Here is a 21,641-nt window from a genome sequence, read left to right on the forward strand (position 1 = left end):
AAATCTCGCTCAGCCAAATGTAGGTAAATTGTTATTTTGCGAGATGCTGGGCTAGTTGGTTGATCATGCTGGCGGTAGCCCCCCAGATAAAGTGCTGTTGCCAGGGGATCCAGTAGATGGTGTGCGCTTTCCCCCCTCTGGAAAGGGTCAGGGGGATGTGGTTGCGCCGATCCAGCAGATGGGTCAGCGGCACTTCAAAGGCGTGATCCACTTCATCCGGACTCAGGATGAGGGGATAGTTGCCATCGAGCAGCCCCAGTACCGGCAGCACCTCGAATCGTGACACCGTATTGAGCGGGTTGAGGGTGCCGATCACTTCAATCAGTCGGGCCGGAATGCCGAGCTCCTCTTCGGTCTCCCGCAGCGCCGTGGCAATCAGGTTTTCGTCGCCGGGATCCTGTCGCCCGCCGGGGAAGCTGATCTGCCCCCCATGATGACGCAGCCGTGGGCTGCGCCGGGTCAATAACACGCTGAGCCCCTCATCGCGCATCACCACCGGGATCAACACTGCCGCCGGACTGAGCCCGCCGATGGCGAGGCGATGGGCCGGGGCGGGTCGCTGCAACTGGAAGCGGGTCAGCAGTTCGTGGCGATCCATGGCGGGGAGCTCTCCTGTGCGTTGGCCTGACAGTGGGGAGGGTTAAAGCGCCGACAGCGGCGGCAGGATGCGGGCGACCTTGTCATAGGTCTCCTGATATTCGCTGTCGGCGTCGGAGTCGGCGATGATGCCGCCACCGGCCCAGCAGTGCAGACGACCCGCTTCGGCGATCAAAGTGCGAATGCAGATGCTGGTATCCATCCGGCCGTGCTGGCTGAGATAGCCGATGCTGCCGCAATAGGCGTTGCGGCGCTGGGGCTCCAGCTCTTCGATGATCTCCATGGCACGGATCTTGGGGGCGCCGGTGATGGAGCCACCCGGGAAACAGGCCCGCAGCAGATCGACCCCTTGCCAGCGTGCATCCAGCTCACCGTGGATGGTGGAGACCAGATGATGTACCGCTGGAAACGACTCCACCGCAAAGAGATGAGGCACGCTGACCGAGCCCGGCCGGCTGACCCGACCTATATCGTTGCGCAGCAGATCAACGATCATCAGATTCTCTGATCTGTCCTTGTCGGCCTGTGCCAGCTCCAGCGCGACTTGCTGATCGGTGGCCGGATCGGGGTGGCGAGGGCGAGTGCCTTTGATGGGTTTGGTTTCGATATGGCGGCCATCAAGCAGCAGGAACCGCTCGGGGGAGAGGCTCAGCAGTGCACTGTCCGGCAGGCGGATAAAAGCTGAGAAGGGGGCCTTGTTGGCGGTGGCCAGCAGGCAGTAGGCCTGCCACTCATCACCCTGATAGGGGGCGCTGAAACGTTGGGTCAGGTTGATCTGGTAGCAATCCCCCGCGGCGAGATATTCCTGAATGCGGGCAAACTTCTCGCCATACTCGGCGCGGCTCATATTGCTCTGCCACGCCCCCTGCAAGGCAAAAGCGGGGGCCGGTTTGGCCTGCTGCTGTTCAAGCCAGGCCAGCCGGTTGGCAAGGCCCGCTTTATCCCCCCAGTGCACCAGCTGCCAGTCGCCGGTCGCCACATTGCGCAGCAGCGCCCAGTCGTAGATGCCCACCGCCATGTCGGGCACCGCGATATCGGCGGCGGCCTGCACTGGCAGTCGCTCGAAGCGACGGCCGAGATCATAGCCAAACAGGCCGAGGGCGCCGCCAATAAAGGGTAGGTGAGTGGCACATAGATCCAGCTCCCCCAGCAGCTGTCGCTGGGTATGGGCCAGCAGGGCGAGGGGATCTTCGTGGTGTTTGCTGATCTTCGCCCCGATACGCAGAGTGGTCACCTCGCCGCGGGTTTCGAGGGTCGCCAGCGGATCGGCAGTGATGATATCAAAGCCGTTATCGGCGCCGAGTGGCCCCGCCGATTCCAGCAACATGGCCCACGGCTGATGTTGCAGGCGGGCAAAAAGCTGATGGAGTTCAGCACTATGGTCTAGATGATGGATATGAAGTGTTGGCGTCATTTTATGTTACACAGGCAACAGTTTGGTTCCCGAACCCTAGTCGGTGCTGGTGGGCAAGCGTATCATAGGTGTCGGTGACTTAAGAAAAAACTGCCGTGTCGTTCGTTTTTTGCTGGTTGATAGTTTTTAGCCAGCACGTCAGCACGGCCCATCATATGGAAGCCCTTGCCCTGCTCCGTGGCAGAGACAAGGACCAGTGAGGATGATATGAGCATTATAAAAAAACAGGATTTCATCGATTCTATCGCAGATGCCCTCCAGTACATCTCCTATTACCACCCGTTGGATTTTGTTCAGGCTGCCAAAGCTGCGTATGACCGTGAGGCCAACCCGGCCGCCAAAGATGCGCTGGCCCAGATCCTGATCAACTCCCGCATGTCCGCCGAAGGTCATCGTCCGCTCTGCCAGGACACCGGCATCGTGACCTGTTTCGTCAAGATCGGCATGCAAGTCCAGTGGGACAGCGACATGACTGTGCAGGAGATGGTGGACGAAGGGACCCGTCGTGCCTACACCAATCCTGACAACCCGCTGCGCGCCTCCGTGCTGGCCGATCCGGCTGGCAGTCGCAAGAATACCAAAGACAACGCCCCTGCCGTGGTCCATATCGACATGATCCCCGGCAACAAGGTGGAAGTGAGCATCGCGGCCAAAGGCGGCGGCTCCGAGAACAAATCCAAGATGGTGATGCTCAATCCCTCTGACGATATCGTCGAATGGGTGCTGAAAACCGTGCCGACCATGGGCGCAGGCTGGTGCCCGCCCGGCATGCTGGGCATCGGCATCGGCGGTACCGCCGAGAAAGCGGCGGTGCTGGCCAAAGAGGCCCTGATGGAGCACATCGACATTCAGGAGCTGATTGCCCGTGGCCCGCAAACCACCGAAGAGAAGCTGCGGGTCGAGCTCTACGACAAGGTCAACAAGCTGGGGATCGGTGCCCAGGGGCTGGGCGGCCTGACTACCGTGCTGGATGTGAAGGTCAAATCTGCGCCGACTCACGCCGCTTCCAAGCCGGTGGTGATGATCCCCAACTGCGCCGCGACCCGCCACGTTCACTTCGAGCTGGATGGTTCAGGCCCTGCCGAACTGACTCCGCCGAAACTGAGTGATTGGCCGGAGATAACCCGTGAAGCGGGTGGCAACGTGCGCCGCGTCAACGTCGATGGCATCACCAAGGCCGAGCTGGCCAGCTGGAAGAGCGGTGATACCGTGCTGCTCTCCGGCAAGATCCTCACCGGTCGCGACGCCGCCCACAAGCGTATCGCCGACATGCTGAAAAATGGCGAAGGGCTGCCTGAAGGGGTCGATTTCACCAACCGCTTCATCTATTACGTTGGCCCGGTCGATGCGGTGCGCGACGAAGTGGTCGGCCCGGCAGGCCCCACCACCTCCACCCGGATGGACAAGTTCACCGATATGATGCTGGGTGAAACTGGCCTTATCGGCATGATCGGCAAGTCCGAGCGTGGCCCGAAAACCGTCGAGAGCATCAAGCAGCACAAGGCCGTCTATCTGATGGCCGTCGGTGGCGCCGCCTATCTGGTGGCCAAGGCTATCAAAAAGGCGCGTGTGGTAGCTTTTGCCGATCTCGGTATGGAAGCGATCTACGAGTTTGAAGTGGAAGATATGCCGGTGACTGTTGCGGTCGACTCCGAAGGTAACAATATCCACGAAACCGGCCCTGCCTACTGGTCGGCCAAGATTGCCGAGCTGGACGGCAAACTCTCCTCCTGAGTGACCGTTTCCGCTGCCGGTTAACGGCATAGGCCTGTAAAGAAGGCGCGTCCATCCGGATGTACCTTTTAGCTTTGGCTGGCCTGTTATGGGCTCAGGTTGGCCGTTTGCGACAAGTAGGTATAAAAAAAGGATGGCGTGACGCCATCCTTTTTCGTTGTGCTTGTGCTTATGCTCTGGCAGCAGACAGCAGAGCAATCGCCCTTGGCTTAGGCCTTTTTCAGGTAGGCAGCAACCAGTACGATCTGCACGCCGTTGACCTTGCCTTCGATATGGAGCGGGTTGTTGGTCAGATGGATGCCCTTGACCAGGGTGCCACGCTTGGCGGTGAAACCGGCACCTTTCACGTCCAGATCCTTGATCAGGGTGACGGAGTCGCCCTCTTGCAGCACGGCGCCGTTGGAGTCAACGGTCGGTACGCTGTCCTCATCTTCGTCAGCAATACCAGCTTCAGCCCAGGCCTTGGCTTCGTCTTCCATGTACATCATGTCCAGCAGATCCTGAGCCCACACCTCACCCTTGCCGGAGAGAGCTTTGAGCTGGCGCCATGCCATCACCTGCACCGCAGGCACCTGGCTCCACATGCTGTCGCTCAGGCAACGCCAGTGGTTGACCACCAGGGTATCCGGTTGTTCCAGCTGACCACGGCAGGTGTCACAGATAGCAACGCTGTGATCATCGTCGCTGGCGGGGGAGTGAGGCACCACGAAGGCGGTCAGCGCCTGCTCGGCGCTGCACAGTTCACACTTGGCGCCCGCGCGCGCTTGCAGAATGGCGTTGATGGTCATGTTGTTGGTCCCATAGCTAGTGGTAAAGCGACCCGCGTTGGGCGGGGCGCGTGAAAGAGGGGGCGGAATATAGCATAAAACCCCGCACTTTGTCAGGTCTGCCCTGGCTCACAAGGTTGGCTGTGCTGTTGCGCGGCGCTGATCATCAGGTATTGAGAGTGCAATTTGAAGCGGGATCGCTAGAATGAGCCTCCTTTTTGACTGCAAGGCAGGGGCATTCGTGCTGGCTCAACGTTTTCAACACCTGGATCGACTGCTCACCCGCTACCGACGCTGGTGGCAATATCAGCCATATCATCATCTGACCATGGCCTTTACCGATGAGGCGCCCGAACTGGCGGCGAAGCTCAATGGGTTGACGCAGACCCAGTTGGCGGAGCTCGATGCGGATATGGATGCACTCAGCAGTCTGCTTGCCCCCTGGATTGCCGAGGGAGCCGAGCTGCAGCAACTCAGCCAGCTTGCCCCGTTTACCCCTGAGCCCATCACTTGCAGCAAGGAGATGGCATTGCATATGCCGGGGCGCAAGCAGGCCCAGATCGAGTCGTTCACCGCCTGTCTGCCTGCCCATCAGGGCCCCTATCTGGAGTGGTGTGCTGGCAAGGGGCATCTTGGGCGGCTGGTGTCACTTCATCGACAGGCTCCGATCCTCAGTCTGGAGTTGCAAGGGCAGCTTTGTGACGAAGGTCGGCTGCTGGCCGAGCGGGATGGCGCCAATATGACCTTTACCTGCGCCGATGCCTTTGCCCCCGAGTCGGCGGTGCTGATCGCCCCCGAACATCATGCCATGGCACTCCATGCCTGCGGCGAGCTGCACACCCATCTGCTGGAGCGGGTGGCCGAGCGCGGTGCCCGCGGAGTGACCATCTCTCCCTGTTGTTACCACCTGATCCGCAGCAGCCACTATCGCCCGCTGTCGGCCGCGGCCAATGCCAGCGAGCTGGTGTTGAGCAAGGCGGATCTCAAGTTGCCGCTACAGGAGACGGTGACTGGCGGTGCGCGGATCGCCCGCCTGCGCGAGCAGGAAGTGGTGTGGCGGCTCGGGTTTGACTGCCTGCAGCGTCAGGTGCGCGGTGTGGATGAGTATCTGCCGGTGCCCAATATGCAAAAGAGCCTGCTGACCGGCACGTTTGAGTCATTCTGCGTTTGGGCTGCTGAACGCAAAGGGATTGTGCTGCCTGCCGGGCTCGACTACCTCGCCTGGTTGGAACACGGGGAGCGTCGCTTTGGTGATGTCGCCCGCATGGAGCTGGTGCGCCACCTGTTTCGCCGTCCCCTCGAGATCTGGCTGGCGCTGGATCGCGCGCTCTTTTTGCAAGAGCAGGGCTATCGGGTTGAAGTGGGGGAGTTCTGTGCCAAACCCATGACTCCGCGCAATATCCTGATCCGTGCGGTGCGTGCCTGACATCCGGCTATTTTGAGCATTTTTCTTGAACATTGATGATGGCTGACAGGTTGAGCCTGTCAGCCATTTTTTTCATCACGAACAATGACCGAATGGAACGTCACCTGGTCGTCTCAACTGTTCTAAAAATGGGCGGTAGATCACGATTTTGTGTTTTCGTTTGGGTTCCTTTTCTTTGTTTCAGCTGCACTGAATATCACAAGGTGAAATGGCTCACAAATTCTGCTTATTTATTAATTCTCATCGTGAATTTAGTTGTTGAAACACCTACTCTTGGAACGCATTAATTCAAACAAGGACGATAAACATGTTCAAACCCAAGCGTTGTGCCTGGCTGATCGCTGCCGCCTGCGCATTGCCAAGCTATGCCGCAATGAGTGCAGCCATGAATATTCAACCCGATCCGCAAAATGCGGGAGGATATGTGATTTCGGCCCCGGATCTGGCAGTCATGGAAAAAGCCAAGACGGCCAATCCAATGTATGCAATATGGGCCAAAGCATTGGCGACCCGGTCAAATAAAATCGTTGATGCCATTGAACCGGGTCTGGCAAGCAATCCTGACAACGTAAAACGGGTTGAACGGGTATTTCCCCAATCTGAATGGGAATATTTAACCCAGATGGCAGCGCCGGAATATACTTATGTCCGCTTCTTGCGAGCCATCGGTAAATTCCCTGCGTTCTGTGGTGAATATACTGACGGGCGCGATTCTGATGCGATCTGTAAAAAATCCATTGTGACGGCCTTTGCCCACTTCTCTCAGGAGACCGGTGGCCATATTGCCAAGGAGAACGTCTCCGATAACCCGTTGGGGCTGGAGGAGTGGCAACAGGCGCTGGTGCATGTGCGGGAGATGGGCTGGTCAGAGGGACAGACCGGTTATACCACCGGCTGTGGCCAGAACGACTGGCAGAACAAGAAGTGGCCTTGCAGCACGGGTCAGGGGTATTTCGGCCGCGGCGCCAAGCAGCTTTCTTACCACTTCAACTACGGCGCCTTTTCCGAGGCGATGTTTGATGGTGATGCCTCCGTGCTGCTCAACAACCCGGGGCTGGTGGCGGACTCCTGGCTCAACCTCGCTTCTGCCATCTGGTTCTTCCTCACCCCGCAGGCCCCGAAACCGGCCATGCTGCACGTGATTGATCGCACTTGGGTACCCTCCAAACGGGAAGCTGACGCTGGTATCGGCTACGGCTTTGGCACCACCATCAACGTCATCAACGGCGGCATCGAGTGTGGCGAGCAGAACAAGGACAAGGGGCAGCCGGTCAATCGTATCCGCTACTGGGAAGGGCTGGCCAACCACTACCAGATCCCGCTCAAGGCGGATGAGAAGAACACCTGCTGGCAGCAGACTCCCTATGGCAGCCTCAATCTTAACGGCGCTACCGACGTGCTCTACACCAACTGGGATGGCAACTGGAAATACTATCCGGACCGCCCGGGCGGTTACTCCTTCGAGTGCGAGCTGGTGGGCTTCCAGACCGCATATTCTGCGCTGGTGCCGGGTGATTACGAGAAGTGCGTGACCAACTTCTACGGCTCCCACGCCAACTGGCCGAAAGTGCGGGTTGTGGACAAACTGACTCCACCACCGGTCGATCCGAGTGAACCCCCCATCGGTGGCAACCCGGCATGGGAAGCGACCAAGGTCTACACCGCTGGCAGCAAGGTGAGCTACAAGGGCGCCGTCTATCAGGCCAAATGGTGGACACAGGGAGATGATCCCGCCAAAGGGGGCCCCTGGGCGTCGGTGACAACTCAATAAAGAGACAGTCCATCCATTGATTGATAAGGAGAGGGGGCTTAGCCCCCTTTTAATATATTTTTGCGCTGGGGGGGAATATGTGGCAGCGATTAAAAAAGATTCATCAATCTGGAGGGGGAACTATATTCCCCAGCCAGCTTTTATTTCCCGATTAAAGTGACGTAAACAGCCCGCATCAAATTTATTGATGGTTGGATTTAATGTTTTAACCTTGCTGTTCAGTAATATTAAAAAGCGTTGAGTGATGTTTTGCTGAGCGATGGATTCGAAGAGCGCACCCATGACGCCATCCCTCTCGTATTTACGATGAGGGGGTTTATTCTTCCCATCTATCAACTCATGGCATCGCCTTGCACGCTATATATTTCACGGAAAGAGAAAATTTACATATTGGATGTAAAAGTCATATGTATCTATTTGTTTACGGATGAGTGTGTGTAGTTTAGCGGATGTTTTTTTACTGCGAGCGAGGTAATCTTGCTCGATTTTAAAGAATTGTTAAGGTGCGCAGATGAATGGGGATTGTCGTCTCGTTATCCGAATGGGAAGTCGTATGCGGTTTAATCACTAAGCAGATAGCAGGAAAAAGGAGTGCACCATGGAACTGGTGGTGATCCGCCATGGCGAGACGCAGGCCAATGCGGAAGAGCGCTATCAGGGCGCGCTGGATATCGGGCTCAATGACGATGGCGTGCGCCAGATATCCCGGCTGGCTGAGAAGGTGGCAGTGACAGAGCCGCCGTTTGATCGGTTGCTGGCATCTCCCCTGCTGCGAACAAGGGAGAGTGCTGCCATCTTGTCTCGCCAGTTGGGATTGCATGTGGAGCTTGTGTCAGCCTTTCGTGAGAGGGATGTCGGCCTGTTTGAAGGGCTGACGCAGGCAGAAGCAAGGGATCGCTATCCTGAACTGTGGGCGCGCAATATCACCCGGCGCTGGGCGGAGGCTCCGCCTGGCGGTGAGACGCTGGATGAGGTGATTGCCCGCGTCTTGCAGGGACTCACGGAACTTGCTTCGACCATGCAAGGGGAGCGGATACTGCTGGTGGCGCACGGTATGGTCGCCAAGGTGATCCGCGCCGTAACGATTGCCGGTTTTGATGACTTCTTTGAATGGCAATTGCCCAACGGCGGCATGCTGTCGGTGAGGCTCTCTCTGGATGATGGTGGCCCACTGCGCTTTAGCCGTCCCCTTGATGGTTGTGATTGAAAAGTGCACCAAAAGCATGACGAGAAAAAGCGCTACCGAAGAGAGTCGCGCTGTCTTTTGTATTCGTTGCGGTTGGTTATCTCTGCAGGCAAAGGTTAGCAGTGTTACCAGAGGGCAGGGGCGTGCGCCATCAGGTCGGCTCCGGCTCCTCTTTGCGGCAGCAGTTGCGCCCCTGTTTCTTGGCCAAATAGAGGGCGGTGTCGGCTCGTCTAACCATCTTCTCTACAGTGTCATGGCTGCCCTTGCTGGCGCTGATCCCGATACTGATGGTGAGGGAGATCTCAAGAGCCCCCTCCAGTGCATGGTGCTGGGATTCGATGGCTAGCCTGATCCGCTCGGCGCTGGCCCAGGCGAGCTCGAGGGAGGTTTCCGGTAGCAGTACGATAAACTCCTCGCCACCCCAGCGACCCAGCATGTCCACCTCCCGCAGCTGTTTGCTGATCCGTTTCACCAGACTCAGGATTGCCAGATCTCCCTGCTGATGGCCAAAGGTGTCGTTGACTTCCTTGAAGTGGTCGATATCGATCAGCAGCAGGCTCATGGTATGGCCAAAACGCTGACAGCGCTGCATCTCGGCGTTGACCAGCTCGTTGAAGCGGCGCCGGTTGGCAATGCCGGTGAGGGGATCCGTGGTTGCGGCGACCTTCAACTCCTCCACCAGTCGGGCTCGCTCCGAGATATCCCGCAAGATGGCGGTCATCTCGGTGGTCGGGCCCAGATTGATCTTGGCGATGGTCACCTCCAGCGGAAATTCGCTGCCGTCTCGGCGCAGACCCATCACCGAGGCGCGGGCATGCATCGGGCGCGAATTGATGGGGGAGCTGCTGAAGGCTTTGAAATAGGTTTCGTGATTGGCGCGAAAACGCTGGGGAAGCAGGGTTTCCAGCCGCTTGCCGAGATAACTCTCGTCGATCCCGAACATCTCGCAGGCAGCGGTATTGATAAGCTCGATGCGCGATTCGCTGCTGACACTGATGATGCCGTCATAGGCGGAGTTGACCACAGCTTCGAAGCGGCGGCGACTGGTGGTGAGCGCCTCTTCCAGCTGCATCCTGGCGGTGATGTCGATGGCGGTGACGATGATCCGGTTGATCCGTGCCTGCTCGGGGATGATGGGGGAGAGAATAAAGCGCCACCAACTGGTACGCGACAGGCTGTCGATAGGCAGCTCGCTCTCGAGCCCTGTCTGCATGCGCACACACTCGTGCATTGGCGGCTCGATGGTATTGGTGATGTAGCGGGGAAACATCTCGCTCAGCTGTTTGCCAATGCTGCCAAGGACATCCAGCTCGAACGCCTTGGCAAAGGTATCGTTGGCAGAGACCAGCACAAAGTGATCATCCTTGTCGAGGCTGAACACCGCCACGGCAGCGCCGATGGCGTCGAGAGATGACTTTATGTCGGCATGGGAACCCTGTGTAAACATGCGACCTCCACGGCGAATAACGTATTGATATTCAGTATAGTGTGGTCGTTTGGCTAACTACTCTTCGATATCCAGCAACACCAGAATGGCGCTGTCGCCGCCCCATTCGCGGGGAGCTTGATGGAAGGCGCGCACATTGGGGTGCTGGGCCAGCCAGCTGGGAATGCGCTGCTTGAGAATATGTTTGCCGATGCCGTGCATCACCGAGGCGACGTGAATGTTCTCTTTCTGGCAGAGTGTGAGCAGGGCGGCCAGCTCCTGTTTTGCCTGCTGCTGGTTCATGCCGTGCAGATCCAGGTAGATCTCCGGCGGATAAATGCCCCGCTTGAGCTTTTTCAGCTCAAATTTTGACACATCTTCCCGCACGTAACGGGTCGGCCCATCATCATCGAGATGGGGCTGATACTCATCGCTGAAATAGTGGTCAACCCCAAGCTTTTCGCGGGTTTCGCGCAATTCGCGTTTCTGCTTGACCGGGCGTAACTCGGCCCTTATGGTATCTTGCTTGATTTTCCGGGTACCTTTTATCGCATCGCGGAACAGCAGGGTTTCCTCGTCTGTCGGTGAGGGCGTTTTTTTCATCAGATGCTCATGTATTAGGTATGCGTCTTGCCCGCAACGTAAACGGGGCTCGGGCCGGATATTACTCGACTTGGAGGTGGATTTGGACAAGATATTTATCGATGAGGTGGTTGCCGAGATGCACACCATCCAGGACATGTTGCGTTGGGCCATGAGTCGTTTCAACGACGCCGGGATTTTTTACGGTCATGGAACCGACAACGCCTGGGATGAAGCTGTGCAGCTGGTACTGCCCGCGTTACATCTGCCACCGGATGTAGACCCGGCCATGCGCCACTCCCGTCTCACCAGCAGCGAGCGTCACCGTATCGCCGAGCTGATTATCCGCCGGGTACAGGAGCGGGTACCGGCCGCCTACCTGACCAACAAGGCCTGGTATGCCGGTTGGGAGTTCTACGTGGACGAGCGGGTGCTCATTCCCCGTTCCCCCATTGCCGAGATGGTGGCCAACCGTTTCGCACCCTTCCTCAAACATGAACCGACCCGGATCATGGACTTGTGCACCGGCTCCGGCTGTATCGCCATCATCATGGCCCACGAGTTCCCTGAAGCGGAAGTGGATGCCATCGACATCAGCGTCGATGCCCTGAACGTGGCCGAGCGCAATATCAACGATCACGGGCTGGAGCAGCAGGTTATCCCGATCCGCTCCGATCTGTTCCGCGATCTGCCAGCGGGCGACAAGTACGATCTCATCGTCTCCAACCCGCCCTATGTGGACTCCGAAGATATGTCGGATCTGCCGGATGAATTCCGTCACGAACCCGAGCTGGCGCTGGCGTCCGGCTCCGATGGTCTCAAGCTGACCAAGCGTCTGCTGGCCCATGCGGCAGATTTCCTCAAGGATAACGGCGTGCTGGTGGTCGAAGTGGGCAACAGCATGATCCATCTGGAAGCCCAGTTCCCCGAGATCCCCTTTACCTGGGTTGAATTCGAAAACGGCGGTCACGGCGTCTTTGTGATGACCCGTGACGAGCTGATGCAGTATCAGGATCATTTCGCCATCTACAAGAACTAAGCAGGAGCGCGCATGGCAGGGAACAGTTTTGGTCAACTCTTTCGGGTCACTACCTTTGGCGAGAGCCACGGCCTGGCGCTGGGCGCCGTGGTTGATGGCTGCCCGCCGGGGCTGGAGATCAGCGAGGCGGATCTGCAGGGGGATCTGGATCGGCGAAAGCCGGGCACTTCCCGCTACACCACGCCGCGCCGTGAGCCGGATGAGGTGAAGATCCTCTCCGGGGTGTTTGAGGGCAAGACCACCGGCACCTCCATCGGGCTGCTCATCGAGAATACCGATCAGCGCTCCAAGGATTACTCCGATATCAAGGATCTGTTCCGGCCGGGTCACGCTGACTACACCTATCACCAGAAGTATGGTCAGCGGGACTATCGCGGCGGTGGTCGCTCCTCGGCACGCGAGACTGCGATGCGGGTAGCTGCGGGGGCGATCGCCAAGAAGTACCTCAAACAGGTGCATGGCATCGAGATCACCGGTTTTCTCTCCCAGCTCGGCCCCATCAAGGCGGAAGGCTTTGACGCGGCGCAGATTGAGCAGAATCCCTTCTTCTTCCCCGATGCGGGCAAGTTGGAAGAGCTCGATCAATACATGCGCGACCTGAAGAAAGAGGGCAACAGTATCGGTGCCAAGGTGCAGGTCATTGCGCGCAATGTGCCGGTGGGCCTGGGTGAGCCGGTGTTTGATCGCCTCGACGCCGACATTGCCCATGCCATGATGGGCATCAATGCGGTGAAAGGCGTGGAGATCGGTGACGGCTTTGCGGTAGTGGAGCAAAAAGGCTCCGAGCATCGTGACGAGATGACCCCGTCAGGCTTTGCCAGCAACCATGCGGGCGGCATTCTGGGTGGGATCTCGTCGGGTCAGGATATCGTGGTGAGCATGGCGCTCAAACCGACTTCCAGCATCACTGTGCCGGGCAAGACCATCAATACCGAAGGCGAGGCAATCGAGATGATCACCAAGGGTCGTCACGATCCCTGTGTCGGCATCCGCGCCGTGCCCATCGCCGAAGCCATGCTGGCGCTGGTGTTGATGGATCACCTGCTGCGCCATCGCGCCCAGAATCAGGGGGTGTTGACCCATACCCCGCTGCTGCGCTGATCCCTGTTGCTGCTTATCGACTGAGCGTTCCCTGTTCGGGGAACAAGTTCGACAATACCAAAAAGGCGACCTTCGGGTCGCCTTTGCTATTTCAGGTGGCGGCTTATCCCGTCAATGCTTGCGGAGGGTGCGGGTCAGCAGATCTGCGGCGCCCGGATCGGCATTGAGGCGACACCTTGGGGGCGAGAACTTGTTGTGGGGTTTGGGCAAGGCATGAATGGCCTCGTTGACTTTGAGGATCTGTTCTTCGCTCACGCTGTTTTTGGCAAACATCAGGCTGACCGGCTGGTGGTGTAGCAACAGCTGGCAGCTGATAAACTCTTCGGCCCCCAGTTGGGCCAGCCGGTAGCGGGCATATTGCCACTCCATGATGATGCCATCGAGGCGGCGAGCCAGCAGCAGATCGATCATCCGCTCATCGGCGTTGTATTCGGTCGCCATTTTAAGCGCCGGGCAGCTATCCATCTGATGCATGGGGCGGGTGCCACGCAACTTGCCTATCTTGAGCCCCTTCTCGTTGCACAACGCGGGCAGATTATCGAGCTGTGCCCACCGATCCTGATGGCCGGGAATCGGGTCATTGCTCAGCAGCACATAGGCACTCTGGCGGTAGGGGGTCGAGAAGCGGGCATAGCTCTGGCGCTCCGGCAGAGGGAGGGCGGCCATCGCCACATCCAGCTGATCGTGTTCTACCAGATGCAGTGCCCGCGCCCAGGGAAGTTCGCGAAACTTGGGGGCAAAGCCCGCCTGGGTGAGGATCTGGCGGGTCAGGCTGACATCCAGCCCATCCAGCTCACCCCGGTTGTTGATTTGGCTGAAGGGGGGCCAGTGACTCCAGGCCACGGTCAGAGTCTGACTGGCCTGCAGTGCAGGGCTTAGCAGCAGAAGCAGCAGGCCAATCCTTGCCTGCCAGCTGCCGCGGGGACGATATGACGTGGTCATAGTTAAACCTCGTTATTGTGTTCTTGTATCCCATGCTTTTGCCCTGCGAGCCATGCCTGCGAGGGCTGATATTGTGTTGCCAGTTAATAGTGTGGTGCGTGCTACATCAATCAACGGGATTATTCGGGGGGCAGGAGGGGAATTTTCTGTTCGTGCTGGGAGGAGCATCACATTTTTCTCGTTTATCCCGGGCAACTCCGTTAGACTGCGCCTCTATTCTTTCCCCTTTGCTCTGCTCCCCGGGGAAATCGTTGTTTTCTCAATAGGCCCAGATCTTGTGAGATGGCATCGGCTCAGCAGAGGAGCCCCACCACAAATCCCCGGCGCCCCTATCTCTAGCAGGTAATTATGAGTTTTACTTCCCTCGGTCTGGCCGAACCCTTGTTGCGTGCCGTTGCCGAACAAGGCTACGACACCCCGTCTCCCATTCAGCAGCAAGCGATCCCCGCCGTTCTGGCTGGCCGCGATCTGATGGCGGCGGCTCAAACAGGGACCGGCAAGACCGCAGGCTTTACCCTGCCGATGCTGCAACGTCTGATGGAGAGCAAGCGCAAGGTCTCTCCGAACCGCGTCCGTGCGCTGGTACTGACCCCGACGCGCGAGCTGGCCGCCCAGGTGGGCGAGAGCGTGCGTAACTACGGCAAACACCTGCCGATGCGCAGCCACGTGGTCTTCGGTGGCGTGAGCATCAACCCGCAGATGATGGCGACCCGCCGTGGTCTGGATGTGCTGGTGGCCTGTCCGGGCCGTCTGATCGATCTCTACAACCAGAATGCCGTCAAATTTGACGAGGTGGAGATCCTGGTACTGGATGAAGCAGATCGCATGCTCGACATGGGCTTTATCCGCGACATCCGCCGCATCCTGGCCCTGATGCCGAAGAAGCGTCAGAACCTGCTCTTCTCCGCCACCTTCGCCGATGAAATTCGCGAGCTGGCCACTGGTCTGCTGGACAACCCGGCAGTCATTGAAGTCGCCCCGCGCAACAGCACCGCCGAGCGTATCGAACAGCTGGTGCACCCGTGCGACAAGGCCAACAAGATTGCGCTGCTGAGCCATCTGGTCACCAGCAACAATTGGCAGCAGGTACTGGTGTTCACCCGTACCAAGCACATGGCCAACCGCGTTGCCGAAACCCTCGACAAGAACGGCGTCAGCGCCGCCGCCATCCACGGCAACAAGAGCCAGGGTGCCCGTACCCGTGCGCTGGCCGGCTTCAAGGATGGTAGTGTCAAGGTGCTGGTGGCGACCGACATCGCCGCCCGTGGTCTGGACATCGACAAGCTGCCGCAAGTGGTCAACTTCGAGTTGCCCAACGTGGCGGAAGATTACGTGCACCGTATCGGTCGTACCGGCCGTGCCGGTGCTGCCGGTCACGCCATCTCGCTGGTGGCTGCAGATGAAGGCAAGCTTATCAAGGCGATCGAGCGTCTGACCAAGCAGAGCATTCCGTGCGAGCAGGTGGCCGGTTTCGAAGCCTCCCGCGAGACCCTGGACAACATCGCCCGTGGTATCGGTGCGCCGCTGCGCAAAGAGCCCCGCGATCCGAGCGAGCAGCGCCGTGCGCCGCGTCCGCAAGGTCAAGGCCAGCGTCAAGGTGCCGGTCGTTCCGCCTCCAATGGCAATGCGGGTGGTGCCCGTACCGGTAACGGTGGCAAGCCCAAGCCGCAAGGTGGTCAGCGTCCGGCTGATGGCGCTGGCAAACCGGCTCAGGCCCGTCGTCCACGTCGCTCTACTCACAACCAGTAAGCGGCTCGGGAGTTTGACTCCCCAGCTATGCTGTTGACTGAAAAGCCCTGCCAATCTGGCAGGGCTTTTTGTTTTTTCAGCCATGTAATCGGCACTGTGTGGTGCTGCGAGAAGCGCGCTAGATGGCGGAGAGGTATTGCTTTTGCATCGCCAGCCAGCGGCCGTTATTGATAAACGCCAGCTGTATCTTGAGCAGGGCCGCAATTTCCGCTCGGTGCTTTTTATCAAGATAGAGAAAGACCTGCTCTTTGGTGATCTTCTGCCAGGGGGACGCCAGTGCAGGTTGAGAGGCGGGGCGCATCTTGATGAGCCAGTCCACTTTGCCTCGATGCAGTTGGGCAAGCCCTTGCTTCTCATCGTTCAACCAGATGACCTGATAGTTGCCGAGGAAGCGCTCGCACCACTGGATGCCACGCAGGCAGCCAATCACGGTACCCTCGGCAGGGGGCCAGCTCGGGTTATCCCGTGGCTGACCATAAATCGCCGCCTCCGAGATGGGGGCACCGATCTGCAGCAAGTGGGGATAGGTCTGATCAAAGCCCCTGATCCGGGCCATATCGCCATCGACGGCATGGTCTGCCTCAATCAACTTTTCGCAGCGGGCATAGGTGCAGGGGATCAACTGAAAGTCGATGCCGGCCCGGCCAAACCAGTCATGAATAAAAGGGCGCAATATCGCAGTGTGTTCGACCGCTGCCGCCAGCTTTAGCGGGGTTGCGTGGGCAACGGGAGTCAGCCCGACAAGCAGTAACCAGCCAATCCACTTCATATCGCACTCCTGAATCGGGCTTGTTTAAGCAGCACTGTTGCGACTATCTGTGCAGTAAAGAATAGCCGATGGTGATGTCTGCCAGACCGCTTCGGCAGCTATTCGTGACGGCCGGGTCAGGGGAGCAGCGCCGTGATCAGGATATGGGCCGCGCTCACCAGGATCACCGTGAAGGTCAGCCCCATTCCCGCCACCCGATAACGGAAGTTCTCCGGCGTGCGGCTCATGCCAAATGCATGGCAGAGGCGGCCAAGCAGCAAGGCGCTCCCCAGCAGATGGATAAGCCAGGGGGTATGGCTGCCGGTTTCGACGAAATAGATCAGCAGCAGGGCGATGGGGACATACTCGGCAAAGTTGGCGTGTACCCGCATGGCCCGCAGCATGGCGGGGTCATCCCCATGCCCCAGCGCCACCTTGCGGCTATGGCGGGTGCGAATGGTACGAATGCTCAGCAACACAAAAAGCAGCGTGAGCAGGGCCGCGTAAACAGGCAGTATGGTCATGGTATCTGGCTCCTTGTGTGATGATAACGAGTGGCTGGTGTTGAGAGACGCGATATAGCTCGGCATCTCAATGGCTTGCCTTGAGGGTAGCAGCAAACTGCCTTAGCACGATCGTCATCCACTGACTCGCCATCGGCCAAGTGCAGGCGCAAAACAAACAGCCCTGCCGAGGTGGCAGGGCTGTTTTTGATCATATTGATGGTGGGCAGAGCCCCGTCATTACCCCTCGTAAGGGAGGGAGGAGTGGTGCAGCACGATGCGCACTTTGCCATCATCTCCTTTCTTGAAACCCCAGGTCTTGTCGACCGTGGTCTCCTTGTTGTCGCGATCCACCAGATGCACCTTGCCCATGGTCAGCGCCATATCGCCGTTGATATAGACGGCGGCATTGTCATAGCGATAGCTCTGCCAGTTTTTCAGGGCAAAGCCGCTATCGGCCGGATAGGCGCTGTTGTTGCCGACAAAGTAGGCCAGCGCCCCCTCGCGGTTGGTGCGAAAGGTCTGCTCGCCACCGGCGAGGGTGGGTTTGAACAGCACTGGCCCCTGCTGATAGCCGTAGGCGCTGTCGAGCACCGCTTCGGCAGTCGCCTTGGCGCGCTCAATTCCACCGGCGCGATAGTCATCGCTGATCTTGATGAGCGCCGCGCCCCAACCATCCTGCGCGGCCTTGATCTCCGCATCGGTAATATTGTTGTTGGTTATTTCGGCTGCGCTGAGTGCGCCGCTGGCGGCAAGCAGGACGAGGGCAAGGGTGCTCTTCTTGAGGTGCAACATCATTGTTTTCAAACTCCTGATAGCGATAAACGAGCGGGCAGTGTAGCGAAGGGGCATGAACGGTTTTTGAACTGATTATTCAGGGTTGGGTAGTAAAAAGGTCGGTATATAGCTGAAGGTTTGGGTGTTTGTTTGGTAAGGGGCGCTGTCTTAATTAATGGCTGATGCCTGTATCCAACTTGATTTCTTTTCCAACAAAAAGCCCCGTCAAGTTAATTGGCGGGGCTTGGCTATTTGGGGCGTTTAGTATCGGGGATTACAGCGCTGGCAGCATTCCAAGGCTGACGCTGATCTGGACGCCGACAATCAGCACGCCCATGGCGGCGGCCACTCCCAGCGCAACCATGCCACCCGGGGCGCGGTAGTGGTGGGCTGGCGCCTGTTTGCGGCTCTGCCATACCAGCGCCACCGGCAGCAGTACCGCGAGGATCGCCAGCGCAATGGCGGCGTAGCCCAGCGCCATGATAAAGCCCTGCGGGAAGTAGAGGGCAAACAGCAATGGCGGCACGAAGGTGATGAGGCCAGTCTGAGTGCGGCCCTGCCAGTTGTCCTTGCGGCGGGTTACCTTGGCCATAAAGTCGAACAGCCCCAGCGTCACCCCGAGGAAGGAGGTGGCGAGTGCCAGATCGGCAAACAGGTGCATCGCCTGATTAAACGCAGGCCAGCTCACCAGCTTGCCGACGTTGGCCAGCAGGCTGTCCAGCGCGCCGCCGGTTTGCAGCAGGGCTTGCTGGCCGAGCAGACCGAGGATCGCTACCTGCCATAGCACGTAGAGGATCAGCGGCAGGGCAGAGCCCCAGACAAAGACCCGGCGCAGCTGCTTGGGGCAGTCACCGAGGTAGAGCATGACGCTCGGAATGGAGCCGTGAAAGCCGAACGAGGTGAAGATGACCGGCAGGCCCGCCAGCAACAGGCCCTGACCCAGCGGCATCGAGAGCAGATGTTGCCCCTCGGCGCGGGGCAGCAGCAACGCCAGCACTACCACCATGATCACCAGTTTGACGGTGAACATCAGCCGGTTGAGGTAATCCACCGAACGGGTGCCGACACAGACCATGCCGCCAAACAGCAGAGTAAAGGCCCAGGCAGCCTGCTCCTGGCTGAGAGTCATGCCCGCATCGGCCAGCGCCTGTGCCAGCAGGCTGCTGCCGCCGCTGATGTAGGCGGAGGCCAGCGAGTAGAACAGCATCAGGATACAGAAGGAGGCGATGCGCTTGCCCCAGGGGCCGAGCAGATGATCCGCCAGCTGGTGCAGGTACCACTTGCCGGTGTTGAGGCTTGCCTCTACTTGCAACATGGCGGTGAAGGCCATCAGGGCCCAGAGGCCGACCATCAACATCAGGGTGGCGGGGCCGCCAAGGGAGGAGGAGGCCAGCGGCAGGGCCAGCATGCCGGCGCCTATGGTGGTGCCGGCAATCAACAGGGTACAACCCAGGGTTTTGGTATTCATGTTATCCATCCGAACGTAGCGATGTCAGTGCAAACAGGCGATGTCAGCAGTGACGTCAACAAGAGGGGGCCGATTGGCGTTATCAGAAGGTGCCTCCGGTGATAGGGCCGGAGGCTAGCAATATCGGAACGGGAACATCTGTACCTAAAACCTGTCAGTTGTAAAAGATGGTTGCCACATTAGCGGATCAAAATAGCGGAAACAACCCCCTTTATACGGATCTTGTGCTGGCTTGTGGCAACAAGTGGAAATAAATGATGACAGCGGTAGCTAATTGCAGAAAAAAGCACCGAAAAAATGACTGGCAGGGGCTCATTGATACAGGTCAGCCAAGTGGCAACAGTACGGATAAGGGAGCGAGGAGGGGGGCGTTGAGTTGTGCGGCGAACAGGGGGTGGAGGCCGGTTGTTTAGTCGGCCAGACGGGAGAGAAAGCAAAGCGGGCGGGTAGGGTTGTGGGGGAAAACAATAAGGCTGCCGATGCTGGCAGCCTTATTGTCATCTGTTCGCTTTACCCACCCATTGACAGCAAATCGGGTCTGCAGCGGTCAGGTTAGCGACGGCGCTTGAGGGTGCGGCTCACATAGTACAGCCCGCTCTGGTAGTCGCCATTGACCGCCTTGAGCGCCAGCTCCAGCGCCTGGCTGGCCAGGGCATCGTGCTGCTGGGGCAGGGAGTTGATGCCAAAGGGGAGGAAGTCGAGCAGCCGATCGTCGCCGAAGGTGGCCATGGCAAGCTGGCTCATATCGATCTCTTGCTCCAACAGGTAGTCGAGTACCCCCTCCATCAGGATATAGGAAGTAGTGATCAGTGCTTCGGGCAGCTGGCCCAGCTGCTGGTGCAGATCTTTGATCAGGCGATACCCCTCAAGACGGGAGAAGTGATCCCCCTCACACAGGTGGCGAGCCGCGCTATGACTGGCGACCGCCTGCTCGAAACCGGCTTTTCGCTCCTTGCTGATCGTGAGTGCTGGCAGCGCAGTGATCAAGGCGATATGGCGCAAGGTCGGGGTGAGCAGGGAGCTGGTGAGATCAAAGCTCGCTTTCTCGTTTTCACTGGCGACGGTGACGAACTTGTCGGCGGCCATCGCCCGGTCGATGGCGAGGATCTGGCTGCCTTGCGCCTGCAATTTGCCGTAGAAGGGGTCGTCTGGGGGCAGGCAACTGGCCACCAGCAGGGCATCCACATGGCGGCTCACCAGCATCTGGGCCAGCTCTTTTTCGGTAGTGGGCTCATCTTCCGAGCAGACAATGAGCAGCTGATAGCCCTGCGCCCGAGCCCCTTGTTCCAGCCGTTTGGCTAGCTTGGCGTAACTGGCGTTCTCAAGGTCGGGCAGGATAAAGCCCAGAGTCTTGGTCTGGCCGCCGCGCAGGGAGGCGGCGCGGCTGTCCGGCTGATAGTTATGGGCGGTGACAACGGCCATCACCTTGTCGCGGGTGGCCTGACTGATGCGGTATTGGTCGGCCTTGCCATTGATCACATAGCTTGCCGTGGTGCGCGAGACACCGGCGAGGGCGGCGATTTCATCCAGTTTCATCATATTGGCTCTGTTTGAGTTGCAAGGCCCACGGTCACTGCCGGGTGAGGGCACCGAAAAGTGTGCGCGGGATCATATCATTGAAAAGCACTCTTTGTGGGTACTTGATCAATTCGCTGAAACGATTCAGTCTGAGTGTAAGTGAAACGATTCAGCCTGTCAGCAACGAAGAGACCCAGTGGCCTGAAAATCAGGCTCCGATCACAGTCAACCGTGTTCGGGTCAATTGTCAGCTGGCGAGTTACCCGAATGTTCAATTGTGACGTACCGGCGCGGCCGGAACCTGATGGAGAGTCTCTATGTTGAAGTTGGCGCGAGAGCAGATCTTGCTGGGGCAGTCGGTGGCGACCAAGTCGGACGCCATTGCCCTGCTGGCAGGCAAACTGACCGAAGCGGGTCTGGTGGAAGCGGGCTATGTCGATGGGATGCTGGCCCGTGAAGCGCAGCATGCCACCTACCTTGGCAGCGGCATCGCCATTCCCCACGGCACCACCGACACCCGTCATCTGGTGAAGAACACAGGCGTCATGGTGGCCCAGTTCCCTCATGGCATCGAGTGGGACGAGGGGCAGATCGCCTACGTCGCCATCGGTATCGCCGCCAAGTCGGACGAGCATCTGGGCATTTTGCGCCAGCTCACCCATGTGCTGGGTGACGAGCAGGCGGCAGCCCAGCTCAAAGAGGCCACCGACGCCGACACCATCATCAATATCCTGACCGGTGCCACTGCCGCCAAAGAGGTGCAATACCTCACCCTGGCCGACTTCCCGGCCGATGATTGCGACCAGCTGTTGCTGGGGGCGGCCGCCCGCGCCAAATCGGCGGGCTGGGGCGATGCCGCCATGGTGAGCGCCCTGCTGGCAAGCGATCCCGCC

At 58.7% G+C, this 21,641-nt stretch carries 20 protein-coding genes; 8 read left to right on the top strand and 12 right to left on the bottom strand.

Going from position 1 to position 21,641, the window contains the following annotated elements; translation table 11 throughout:
• Nucleotides 1-31 precede the first annotated feature (31 nt).
• Nucleotides 32-598 carry a CoA pyrophosphatase gene (locus BN1139_RS16700; RefSeq protein ID WP_005351753.1) on the bottom strand — a complete coding sequence of 189 codons (567 nt, stop codon included), beginning with the start codon at nucleotides 596-598 and terminating at the stop codon, nucleotides 32-34.
• Nucleotides 599-640: 42 nt separating this feature from the next.
• Nucleotides 641-1,924 (bottom strand): aminodeoxychorismate synthase component I, encoded by a 1,284-nt coding sequence (gene pabB / locus BN1139_RS16705; protein WP_005351756.1) that lies wholly within the window; start codon nucleotides 1,922-1,924, stop codon nucleotides 641-643.
• Between the two features lie 294 nt (nucleotides 1,925-2,218).
• Between pabB and BN1139_RS16710 the strand changes: the two genes are divergently transcribed.
• Nucleotides 2,219-3,745 (top strand): fumarate hydratase, encoded by a 1,527-nt coding sequence (locus BN1139_RS16710; RefSeq protein ID WP_005351759.1) that lies wholly within the window; start codon nucleotides 2,219-2,221, stop codon nucleotides 3,743-3,745.
• Between the two features lie 209 nt (nucleotides 3,746-3,954).
• Here BN1139_RS16710 and BN1139_RS16715 read toward each other — a convergent pair whose 3' ends face one another.
• Nucleotides 3,955-4,533: a PhnA domain-containing protein gene (locus BN1139_RS16715; RefSeq protein ID WP_005351761.1), complete on the bottom strand. Its 579-nt coding sequence runs from the start codon at nucleotides 4,531-4,533 to the stop codon at nucleotides 3,955-3,957.
• Nucleotides 4,534-4,717: 184 nt separating this feature from the next.
• Between BN1139_RS16715 and BN1139_RS16720 the strand changes: the two genes are divergently transcribed.
• Both BN1139_RS16720 and BN1139_RS16725 read left to right on the top strand, forming a co-directional pair.
• Nucleotides 4,718-5,938, top strand: coding sequence for a methyltransferase (locus BN1139_RS16720; RefSeq protein WP_005351763.1), 1,221 nt, complete (start codon nucleotides 4,718-4,720; stop codon nucleotides 5,936-5,938).
• 307 nt (nucleotides 5,939-6,245) lie between these two features.
• Nucleotides 6,246-7,709 (top strand): chitinase, encoded by a 1,464-nt coding sequence (locus BN1139_RS16725; protein ID WP_005351767.1) that lies wholly within the window; start codon nucleotides 6,246-6,248, stop codon nucleotides 7,707-7,709.
• A gap of 120 nt (nucleotides 7,710-7,829) precedes the next feature.
• On the opposite strand, the gene BN1139_RS21680 is transcribed toward BN1139_RS16725, so the two are convergent.
• On the bottom strand, nucleotides 7,830-7,991 hold the full coding sequence (locus tag BN1139_RS21680) for a hypothetical protein (protein ID WP_005351768.1): 162 nt from the start codon (nucleotides 7,989-7,991) through the stop codon (nucleotides 7,830-7,832).
• Nucleotides 7,992-8,307: 316 nt separating this feature from the next.
• Between BN1139_RS21680 and BN1139_RS16730 the strand changes: the two genes are divergently transcribed.
• Nucleotides 8,308-8,916 carry a histidine phosphatase family protein gene (locus tag BN1139_RS16730; protein ID WP_005351770.1) on the top strand — a complete coding sequence of 203 codons (609 nt, stop codon included), beginning with the start codon at nucleotides 8,308-8,310 and terminating at the stop codon, nucleotides 8,914-8,916.
• A 130-nt stretch (nucleotides 8,917-9,046) separates the two neighbouring features.
• Here BN1139_RS16730 and BN1139_RS16735 read toward each other — a convergent pair whose 3' ends face one another.
• Together BN1139_RS16735 and smrB are read right to left on the bottom strand one after the other, a co-directional pair.
• On the bottom strand, nucleotides 9,047-10,342 hold the full coding sequence (locus BN1139_RS16735) for a sensor domain-containing diguanylate cyclase (RefSeq protein ID WP_013723774.1): 1,296 nt from the start codon (nucleotides 10,340-10,342) through the stop codon (nucleotides 9,047-9,049).
• Between the two features lie 57 nt (nucleotides 10,343-10,399).
• Complete coding sequence (gene smrB / locus BN1139_RS16740) at nucleotides 10,400-10,924, bottom strand: endonuclease SmrB (RefSeq protein ID WP_005333198.1); 525 nt, start codon at nucleotides 10,922-10,924, stop codon at nucleotides 10,400-10,402.
• Nucleotides 10,925-11,006: 82 nt separating this feature from the next.
• Between smrB and prmB the strand changes: the two genes are divergently transcribed.
• Both prmB and aroC read left to right on the top strand, forming a co-directional pair.
• On the top strand, nucleotides 11,007-11,942 hold the full coding sequence (prmB, locus tag BN1139_RS16745; protein WP_041915442.1) for a 50S ribosomal protein L3 N(5)-glutamine methyltransferase: 936 nt from the start codon (nucleotides 11,007-11,009) through the stop codon (nucleotides 11,940-11,942).
• Between the two features lie 12 nt (nucleotides 11,943-11,954).
• Nucleotides 11,955-13,043, top strand: a complete 1,089-nt coding sequence (aroC, locus tag BN1139_RS16750; protein ID WP_013723772.1) for a chorismate synthase — start codon at nucleotides 11,955-11,957, stop codon at nucleotides 13,041-13,043.
• 111 nt (nucleotides 13,044-13,154) lie between these two features.
• Here the strand turns inward: aroC and BN1139_RS16755 are convergent, their stop codons facing one another.
• A complete protein-coding gene (locus tag BN1139_RS16755) occupies nucleotides 13,155-13,985 on the bottom strand; it encodes a substrate-binding periplasmic protein (RefSeq protein WP_013723771.1) in 831 nt (276 codons plus the stop codon).
• Nucleotides 13,986-14,333: 348 nt separating this feature from the next.
• Between BN1139_RS16755 and BN1139_RS16760 the strand changes: the two genes are divergently transcribed.
• Entirely contained in the window at nucleotides 14,334-15,734 is a 1,401-nt protein-coding gene (locus BN1139_RS16760) for a DEAD/DEAH box helicase (RefSeq protein WP_005351786.1), read from the top strand.
• 118 nt (nucleotides 15,735-15,852) lie between these two features.
• Here BN1139_RS16760 and BN1139_RS16765 read toward each other — a convergent pair whose 3' ends face one another.
• From BN1139_RS16765 to cra, 5 genes are all read right to left on the bottom strand, one after another.
• Nucleotides 15,853-16,503, bottom strand: coding sequence for a hypothetical protein (locus BN1139_RS16765; RefSeq protein ID WP_005351788.1), 651 nt, complete (start codon nucleotides 16,501-16,503; stop codon nucleotides 15,853-15,855).
• 116 nt (nucleotides 16,504-16,619) lie between these two features.
• On the bottom strand, nucleotides 16,620-17,006 hold the full coding sequence (locus BN1139_RS16770) for an MAPEG family protein (protein ID WP_005351791.1): 387 nt from the start codon (nucleotides 17,004-17,006) through the stop codon (nucleotides 16,620-16,622).
• A gap of 219 nt (nucleotides 17,007-17,225) precedes the next feature.
• The gene (locus tag BN1139_RS16775; protein WP_005351793.1) at nucleotides 17,226-17,783 is read right to left on the bottom strand and encodes a hypothetical protein; all 558 of its coding nucleotides are present in this window, start codon (nucleotides 17,781-17,783) and stop codon (nucleotides 17,226-17,228) included.
• Nucleotides 17,784-18,036: 253 nt separating this feature from the next.
• A complete protein-coding gene (locus BN1139_RS16780; protein WP_005351795.1) occupies nucleotides 18,037-19,230 on the bottom strand; it encodes an aromatic amino acid transport family protein in 1,194 nt (397 codons plus the stop codon).
• A 552-nt stretch (nucleotides 19,231-19,782) separates the two neighbouring features.
• Nucleotides 19,783-20,769 (bottom strand): catabolite repressor/activator, encoded by a 987-nt coding sequence (gene cra, locus BN1139_RS16785; protein ID WP_013723770.1) that lies wholly within the window; start codon nucleotides 20,767-20,769, stop codon nucleotides 19,783-19,785.
• Nucleotides 20,770-21,065: 296 nt separating this feature from the next.
• Between cra and BN1139_RS21810 the strand changes: the two genes are divergently transcribed.
• On the top strand, nucleotides 21,066-21,641 hold a 576-nt coding region (locus BN1139_RS21810), incomplete at its 3' end, for a PTS sugar transporter subunit IIA (protein WP_238325698.1).

Source organism: Aeromonas veronii bv. veronii, from assembly GCF_000820225.1.
GTDB lineage: Bacteria > Pseudomonadota > Gammaproteobacteria > Enterobacterales > Aeromonadaceae > Aeromonas > Aeromonas veronii.

Excerpts from the sequence above, each read along its gene's own strand:
- BN1139_RS16700 (WP_005351753.1), bottom strand. The coding sequence starts at position 598 with ATGGATCGCCACGAACTGCTGACCCGCTTCCAGTTGCAGCGACCCGCC.
- pabB (WP_005351756.1), bottom strand. The coding sequence starts at position 1,924 with ATGTTGCTGGAATCGGCGGGGCCACTCGGCGCCGATAACGGCTTTGAT.
- BN1139_RS16710 (WP_005351759.1), top strand. The coding sequence starts at position 2,219 with ATGAGCATTATAAAAAAACAGGATTTCATCGATTCTATCGCAGATGCC.
- BN1139_RS16715 (WP_005351761.1), bottom strand. The coding sequence starts at position 4,533 with ATGACCATCAACGCCATTCTGCAAGCGCGCGCGGGCGCCAAGTGTGAA.
- BN1139_RS16720 (WP_005351763.1), top strand. The coding sequence starts at position 4,718 with ATGAGCCTCCTTTTTGACTGCAAGGCAGGGGCATTCGTGCTGGCTCAA.
- BN1139_RS16725 (WP_005351767.1), top strand. The coding sequence starts at position 6,246 with ATGTTCAAACCCAAGCGTTGTGCCTGGCTGATCGCTGCCGCCTGCGCA.
- BN1139_RS21680 (WP_005351768.1), bottom strand. The coding sequence starts at position 7,991 with ATGGGTGCGCTCTTCGAATCCATCGCTCAGCAAAACATCACTCAACGC.
- BN1139_RS16730 (WP_005351770.1), top strand. The coding sequence starts at position 8,308 with ATGGAACTGGTGGTGATCCGCCATGGCGAGACGCAGGCCAATGCGGAA.
- BN1139_RS16735 (WP_013723774.1), bottom strand. The coding sequence starts at position 10,342 with ATGTTTACACAGGGTTCCCATGCCGACATAAAGTCATCTCTCGACGCC.
- smrB (WP_005333198.1), bottom strand. The coding sequence starts at position 10,924 with ATGAAAAAAACGCCCTCACCGACAGACGAGGAAACCCTGCTGTTCCGC.
- aroC (WP_013723772.1), top strand. The coding sequence starts at position 11,955 with ATGGCAGGGAACAGTTTTGGTCAACTCTTTCGGGTCACTACCTTTGGC.
- BN1139_RS16755 (WP_013723771.1), bottom strand. The coding sequence starts at position 13,985 with ATGACCACGTCATATCGTCCCCGCGGCAGCTGGCAGGCAAGGATTGGC.
- BN1139_RS16760 (WP_005351786.1), top strand. The coding sequence starts at position 14,334 with ATGAGTTTTACTTCCCTCGGTCTGGCCGAACCCTTGTTGCGTGCCGTT.
- BN1139_RS16765 (WP_005351788.1), bottom strand. The coding sequence starts at position 16,503 with ATGAAGTGGATTGGCTGGTTACTGCTTGTCGGGCTGACTCCCGTTGCC.
- BN1139_RS16770 (WP_005351791.1), bottom strand. The coding sequence starts at position 17,006 with ATGACCATACTGCCTGTTTACGCGGCCCTGCTCACGCTGCTTTTTGTG.
- BN1139_RS16775 (WP_005351793.1), bottom strand. The coding sequence starts at position 17,783 with ATGATGTTGCACCTCAAGAAGAGCACCCTTGCCCTCGTCCTGCTTGCC.
- BN1139_RS16780 (WP_005351795.1), bottom strand. The coding sequence starts at position 19,230 with ATGAATACCAAAACCCTGGGTTGTACCCTGTTGATTGCCGGCACCACC.
- cra (WP_013723770.1), bottom strand. The coding sequence starts at position 20,769 with ATGATGAAACTGGATGAAATCGCCGCCCTCGCCGGTGTCTCGCGCACC.